General features: G+C 62.8%; 5 protein-coding genes. 3 read left to right on the plus strand and 2 right to left on the minus strand.

Going from position 1 to position 6167, the window contains the following annotated elements; genetic code table 11:
* Positions 1-45 precede the first annotated feature (45 nt).
* Positions 46-1296, plus strand: a complete 1251-nt coding sequence (locus ASG51_RS23000) for a GGDEF domain-containing protein (protein WP_056383245.1) — start codon at positions 46-48, stop codon at positions 1294-1296.
* 40 nt (positions 1297-1336) lie between these two features.
* On the opposite strand, the gene ASG51_RS23005 is transcribed toward ASG51_RS23000, so the two are convergent.
* Both ASG51_RS23005 and ASG51_RS23010 read right to left on the minus strand, forming a co-directional pair.
* On the minus strand, positions 1337-1966 hold the full coding sequence (locus tag ASG51_RS23005) for a L,D-transpeptidase (protein ID WP_082514215.1): 630 nt from the start codon (positions 1964-1966) through the stop codon (positions 1337-1339).
* A 74-nt stretch (positions 1967-2040) separates the two neighbouring features.
* The gene (locus tag ASG51_RS23010) at positions 2041-2478 is read right to left on the minus strand and encodes a globin family protein (RefSeq protein ID WP_056383248.1); all 438 of its coding nucleotides are present in this window, start codon (positions 2476-2478) and stop codon (positions 2041-2043) included.
* 298 nt (positions 2479-2776) lie between these two features.
* On the opposite strand from ASG51_RS23010, the gene ASG51_RS24715 reads away from it, so the two are divergent.
* Together ASG51_RS24715 and ASG51_RS23020 are read left to right on the plus strand one after the other, a co-directional pair.
* Positions 2777-3190, plus strand: coding sequence for a hypothetical protein (locus ASG51_RS24715; RefSeq protein ID WP_082514216.1), 414 nt, complete (start codon positions 2777-2779; stop codon positions 3188-3190).
* Between the two features lie 647 nt (positions 3191-3837).
* Positions 3838-4707 carry a DUF4336 domain-containing protein gene (locus ASG51_RS23020; protein WP_244480241.1) on the plus strand — a complete coding sequence of 290 codons (870 nt, stop codon included), beginning with the start codon at positions 3838-3840 and terminating at the stop codon, positions 4705-4707.
* Positions 4708-6167: the final 1460 nt, after the last annotated feature.

A 6167-nucleotide genomic window follows, 5' to 3' on the forward strand; every position in this document is an offset into this window, starting at 1 on the left:
GCAAGGCGCGTATAGGCTCTGCTCGATCGTCGGTGAACGCGCCTCATGTCCGAAACGAATTCCAGCCTGATCGAGGCTGCGCGCCGCAGACCTTGGCACCGTCTGCGGCTGCCGAGAGACCTCGAAGCACAATTCACCGAGACGACGCGCTGGTCCCGGGCGACCTACATCCAGTCTTGGCTCCTAATTTTCATCGTCTTCAATGTTCTGTCGCTGAAGATGGACTTCGACCTGCTCGGTCCAGAACAATTTGTGGTTCCGGCTTTCCTGACCCTGGGCGTGTTCCTGCCTGCGGGATTCGCGGCGATCACAGCGCTGCGCGGCATCACCAGTGCCCGGCGCCAGGCCGGGATCGTCATCGGCATCTCCGTGCTCGACATGGTGATCGTCCTGAACAGCGCCCGGATCGCGCCGCGGACCCATGCGGACACCTACCTGATCCTTGCGGTGATCGTGCCCATGGTGGTCGGGATGATCGCGCCGCTCTCGTTCCGGCACAGCCTCGTCCTCTGCGGAAGCGCCTTCTGCCTCTACGCGGCCTACGCCGTCGCATTCGTTCTTCCGCGCAGCGAGGCGACCGGATTGCCGCTGCTGATCGCGAGCCTCACCCTCGTCCCCATCAAGCTCGCCTATACCCGCGAATGGACGCGCAAGGAGGCCTTTCTCCTGACCCTGGAAAAATCCGCCCGCGACGTCGATCTGGCGGCCGCCAACGCGCGCCTGACGGTCCTGTCCGAGACCGACAGCCTCACCGGGCTCCGCAATCGGCGCAGCGCCACGGCCCAGGTCCAGGCCGGATGGGGCGAGGCTTGCGCAGGCGGCGCCTGGGCCACGCTGGTGCTCATCGACATCGACGCCTTCAAGCGTCTGAACGACACGGCCGGCCATCCCGAAGGCGACCGCTGCCTGAGACAGGTGGCCGAGGCGCTCGCTGCGGCGGCAGCCCGCCACGGCGCACAGGCGGCCCGCTACGGGGGCGAGGAGTTCATCGTCTTCCGGCCCGGAGCGGACCCTTCGGAGGCGGCGCGGATCGGGGAGAGTCTGCGACTGGCGATCCAGGCCCTGGCCTATCCCCATCCGGCTCTTCCCGACGGCGCCTGCATCACCGTCAGCATCGGGGTCGCGACGGCGCATGGAAGCCTGGGAACTCCCGCGATCACGGCCGCCGATCTCCTCAAGGCGGCGGACGATGCCCTCTATCGGGCCAAGCGCGGCGGACGGAACCGGGTCGAGAGCACAATTCTGGCGCCGGCCTCGGCCACATCCGAGGCGGCGCGGACCAGCGCCTTCGGCTGAGGGCGCCAAGCAGCGAGATCCATCGCTTGGTTCGACCCGCCTAATCGAGACCGTCACCGACGAAATAGGCGTCACCGTCCCCGGCCGGTTCCCGGAAATCATAGACGGGGGCGCGGCGCGACACCAACCCGACGGCGACGGCCGGCCGATAGGCTGCGGAGGGCTCGCGCCCCATCTGCATGCCGGCGGACATCACCCCGTCTCCGTCGCCGCGGCGGCGCCGCGACGCCATCACGGAACTGCCCTCGATGACCACCCGGGTCTTGCCCATGCCCTCAGCCTTGACGATGCTGAACAGGGTCGCGGCATTCTTCGGGGCGAGCCGGACACAGCCGTGGGAGGCCGCGCTGCCGAGGCGACGGGTGTGATTGGTCCCGTGGATCGCGTGGCCCTGCCCGGTGAAGAAGATCGCGTTCGGCATCGGCGCGTCGTCGAACTCGCGCGAGAAGTGCGTGCGCTCCATCCGGAACGGACGATGGGCTCCGCTGGGCGTGTCGTAGCCATCCACGCCCGTGGAGACGGGCCAGTCGTAACGGGTCCGCCCATCGACCGTCACGGTCATGCGCTGCGCGTCCTTGTCGACGGCGATCAAAACCTCCGCCCAGGCAGGACAGGTCAAGAACGTCGCCAGGGCGAAACCGGAGACCAGTGACGTCAGACGGGAACGCATCGGAATCCTCGAAAACACAAACAAAGCCTGACCGCCTACGCTTGCCGCGCGCGTTGGTTCCAGCGCAGCGCGGATCAGGCGTCGGCGGTCGATTCCGGTCGACGAACCTCGGCAGCCGCCGCCTTCATCACATTTGCCACGATCGCATAGGTTTCCACCCAGGCCTCCCGGACCGCGGGGGTAAAATCCGGGCCCAGGCCCTGCTCCAGCGCCCAGAGCAGGGCGGCGCCCACCGGTTCATAATGCGCGGCCTGGGTTCCGAACGAGACATGCTGTCGGCCCAAGGTCTGCAGCGCCGGCACCACCATCTCGGGCTTATGCAGGTTGGTGACCGCAAGCCCCAGCATCGCCATCAGTTTTTTCTTCTGCTCGCGCATGTCATCCGGAAACATCGGCCGAACCTGCGGAGCGATCTCGAACAGGCGTCCGTAGAAAAGGTCTGCCGCAGCGCCGGCGATCGGCCGAACTTTGGCGAAACTGTCCTGGACGAGAACAACTTGTTCCGGGGTCATGCGGAGCTCTACGCGGGAGGAAGGGATTGCGGCGCGAACGCCGCGTATGACGTTCTTGCCCCGGCAGCGACATCCCACAAGAGAGAACCCTGTCCTAACCTGCGATAGGGTTGATTTGCGAAGGGGCATTCCCCGCGACGGACGTTTCTCCGATGAAACTGAACGGATGCCGCCAACGCGCTTCAGCCTGGGTGCAGCGCCGCTTTGGCAATCTCCTCCTGAACAGCCGGGACAGCACCGGTTGGGCCACCGAGACCGCGCACGATGCCGGCCTCCTCGACAAAGCAGGGGATGGGCGATGAAGACGTTGGCAGCTTTCACAGTCGTTGCGCTCTTGGCGATGGGCACGTTCGGAACGCCAGAGGCGCAGGCCCGGGGCCAGGGCGGCGCCATCTTGGCCGGCGTGATCGGGGGGCTCGCGGCGGGCGCTCTCCTGGGAACCGCCGCCTCGGAAGCTCACGAGGCTCCTGCCTACGGCTACGGTTACGGCCCTCCCGAACCCCGCTATGCCGACGACGATGAGGCTCTCATCGTGCGCGACCGCCCGGCACCGCTGGTTCGCCACTACGGGTACGACGAGGCCCCGGTCTATCGCAGATCGCGTACCGTGGTCCGAACCTATGGTGAGGAATTCGGTGGATATGGCTATCGCCGCGCCGGATACGGGGATCGTCCGGACTGCGACCGTCCCTACGGCCGTGGCGGCTGGTAGTCAGGCTCCTGTCGAAGGCCGGCCGGGCGAACCGGACGGCCTCCTTCCAACGTAACCAGAGACGCCGGCGCAACCGTCTGTGCCGAGTCGCGTTGTCACTATTCGCGGGTAGATAGACTATCCGTCAGCGAACGGCGCCGTAGCCGACTGTTAGGATGGATTTCGAATACCTCTATCTTTGCTTTCCTCGCCCCGACAATTGCAATCGGACGCCCTTTCGAGTCGGGGTCGACCGCGCCTTGGCGCTCTCGTTTCCGCTTCAAATGGAGGGAGACCTTCCCGATCGGCTGATACACGCTCTGGAAGCGCTGATCGCCGTCCTCTCGCCGCACTATGAAGGGGGCGGGCGATCACGACCGAGCTAGCGTCCCGGCGTAGCCGAGGGCGCAGCGCCGGGCGTGTGAGGTTCATCGCAGAAGCCGGCCGAAGGCGGGAAACCATCCCGCGGATTCAACCCATCGACACGCATGACGCCTCGGTAAGCGAAGATGCGCCCTTTCCTTCGGAACCGACCTGGGTGGGCGTGGTACCCGACGATTTCGGGCGGCGCCCGGCGCGAGGGATGGTCATGGTCGCGCATGACAGATGGACCTCCGGGTGCTGCCGAAGCGTTCCCCCGAGTGTACGTCGATGTGGAGTGCAGGACCTTGGCGCATGACCTCAGCTATCCGCCCCTGAACCAACCGAAGGAGGTGGCGGACGGCGTCTGGATCGTCGATGCCGCACCGATTCGTGCGGGCGGCATTCCACTCCCTTTGCGGATGACGGTGCTGCGACTGGCCGGCGGTGAACTGTTGCTCCACTCGCCCGTTCCGCACCACCCGGGCCTTCAACGTGCCGTGGAGGGACTCGGGCGTATCGGGCACCTCGTAGCGCCGAGTGTCGGGCATTGGATGTTCCTGAAGGACTGGCAGACCGCTTGCCCCAACGCGATCACCTGGGCGGTGCCGGGGCTCGAAGACCGGAGCCAGGTGCGCCGATCTGGCCTCGCAATCGATGCGGAATTGGGAGACCAGCCGCCACGCGTCTGGGCGAACGAGATCGATCACGTCCTCGTCGCCGGACCCGTGTTCCAGGAAATTTGTCTGTTCCATCGCCCAAGCCGGACCCTCCTGCTGACGGATCTCATCATCAACCTCGAGGGCGACCTTCTGCCGGTCTTCGCGCGCGCCCTGGCCCGTCTGCTCGGCATCGTCGCCCCGGATGGCAAGGCACCGCTCTACCTGCGAGTCCTTCTGCGCCTGAACCATCGGGACACGGTCCGCGCCGCGCAGCGTCTCGTCGGCTTTCATCCGGACCGGGTGATCTTCGCGCACGGCCAATGGTTCAACCGCGATGCCACCGATGCACTCCGGCGCTCGCTCGCCTGGATCCTCGACGAAGACCGCGCCTCGGCTCGACTGTCTGCGGACGGCGAGATGTCCACCCGAGCGCCCCTGCGTTCGACGGCCCTCGCGGGCGTGGCCCTCGCGGGTGTCGTGGGGCTTTTCGTCTATCTCCGTCGGTCGCGGCGCTGATCGTCGCTGCAAGCCGATGAGTGCAGAGACAGGATCGCGTGAGTTGGTGCGGACGGCGGGAGACCCTGCTTACCACTCCAGACCGTTGTAAACGCTGATGTTTTTCGGACAATTTTGGAGGGCTTTGTAGCGGCTTTTGTAGCGGTTAGCGAGAGACTTAGCTGATCACAGGCTCCTGAACAGGTTGATGAGCAAAAGGTTGCCACGTGTGTTTGCGAGACCGCGAAGCTTGACCCTCCTGCTCAGCCGAACCATGGGTGGCGACACACTGGGATGACCAGAACGCTCGGCGCGAAAATCGGGGGGCAGCTACGAATGACTGGCTTATTGAAGGGATGCCGCGCCAAAATTGAGCGAGCCAGGGAAAGTATAAAAAATCTCAACAGTGAGATAATCACCTTTATGTCTGCCAATCCTCCGCCCTTCGCTCTATCTACTGATCTTCAGAACGATGCAAAAGAGTATCTCTTCTTCGTAAGAAAAACTCGACCTATTCCAGATAGATTCTCAGTGCTTGCCGGAGAAGTAATTCAACACATGAGGGCGAGTCTCGATTACCTATTTTGTGGCCTTGTGGAACGAGCTGGAAACAGCGTTTAGAAGAGACATCATTTCCCAATCTACATTGCAACTAAAGAGTATAGAAAGGCTGTTGAAAAAGGGCTGTTCAATGACATTACGGCGACAGCGGCAAAAATTATAGATGATGTACAGCCGTGTCATCAGCTGACCCCAAGAGATACAGTACTTGCAGCTATCAGACAGCTTAATGACTTCGACAAGCACCGGTTACCCATCATCGTAGCTTCCGCCGCTTCTCTAGGCGATCAAATATTGATTGGAAGAAGCGACTCCGAACCTTTTCAGACAAATTCTGGGAATCCTTGCAGCATCGTGTCATTAGGCTCGCCGGCCACTGTGGAAATCACGGATGAAAAGGTAGCCTACTTCAGTATCACCCTCGGTGAGTCGACACCGAACTTTGAAGCTAAAGCCGACATCGCTGTTGAGGTAGCGTTCGCACAGTGTGGGCTCGCCAAGCTCGTACCAGTCACTGAAACGCTTGACGGGATGCTCGCGGGCACGGTCCATACGATCAACGCTCTTAGTGGTGAGTTCGCCGCAGACGATTAACCCTCGAATTTTCTCTAGACCATCGGTCGAGTTAGCAAGGGCATTCGGCGCGCGTAAGGGATTTGTCGGCCATTGATTGCGTGGGAAGTAAGCCCTATCTCCGCTTATTGTCAGCAATCAACTGAGGGTCGCATGCCTAACTTATCCACTCCTCTAGTCTTTGGAGTGGGAAGGAGTTCCCCGGAAGGCGTTAGGCTTTTAGGTACTTGCTTCCCAGTTGCTCCAAACTGTCTGTCGTCAGATGATTTGGGACATTCAGCGGTGTTCAGGAGCGGAGGCTCTGGTCCATCTGGGGTAAGAGGTTAGGCAGCCTGCGCGTGATGGCG

It is taken from the genome of Methylobacterium sp. Leaf465 (genome assembly GCF_001424705.1).
Lineage (GTDB): Bacteria > Pseudomonadota > Alphaproteobacteria > Rhizobiales > Beijerinckiaceae > Methylobacterium.